Annotated in this window: 2 protein-coding genes; both read left to right on the forward strand. The window is 66.7% G+C overall.

Annotated elements, in window-relative coordinates; all coding sequences use genetic code 11:
* On the forward strand, positions 1-460 hold a 460-nt coding region (locus QUV83_RS17615), incomplete at its 5' end, for a 4Fe-4S dicluster domain-containing protein (protein WP_289566232.1).
* A gap of 3 nt (positions 461-463) precedes the next feature.
* Positions 464-637, forward strand: a 174-nt coding sequence (locus tag QUV83_RS17685; RefSeq protein ID WP_354003962.1) for a DmsC/YnfH family molybdoenzyme membrane anchor subunit, incomplete at its 3' end; no start/stop codon positions are given.

The raw sequence follows: 637 nt of genomic DNA on the forward strand, positions 1-637 counted from the left end.
GGTTGTTCCGAATGTGTTCTCGTATTACACGTCGATCGCGTGCAACCACTGTGAGGACCCGATTTGTGTGCGGGTGTGCCCCACGACGGCGATGAGCCAGGGCCCTGATGGCGTGGTGACTGTCGATCAGGACAAGTGCGTGGGGTGCCGGTATTGCGAGTGGGCGTGCCCGTACTCGGCTCCGCAGTTCGACGCGGAGTCCGGCCACATGACCAAGTGCGACCTGTGCGCGGACTACCGCTCCGAGGGCAAGGACCCGGCGTGTGTGGCGGCGTGCCCGTCGCGTGCGCTGAGCTACGGCCCGGTCGAGGAGCTGCGTGCCGAGCATGGTGATCTGGCCGGCGTCGAGCCGCTGCCGGACCCCGCGATCACGCGTCCGCGCCTGGTGATCACGCCCCACCGTGACGCCCAGCCCAGTGGTTCGGGCACGGGTTCTGTGGCCAACCCTGAGGAGCTGTGACTCATGCACACTGCTGAGCTTCCGATGATTGTGTTCACGTTGGCCGCCCAGATGAGCGTGGGCGCGTTCGTCGTGCTCGGGGTGATCCAGGTTGTCGCCGGGCGCCGCTTCGGGCGCGAGAACGTCGAGGTCATGACCGACACCGCGCTCTACGCGATCGGGCCGGTCATGGTGTTC

This window comes from Cellulomonas cellasea (assembly GCF_030372105.1).
Taxonomy (GTDB): Bacteria; Actinomycetota; Actinomycetes; order Actinomycetales; family Cellulomonadaceae; genus Cellulomonas_A; species Cellulomonas_A cellasea_A.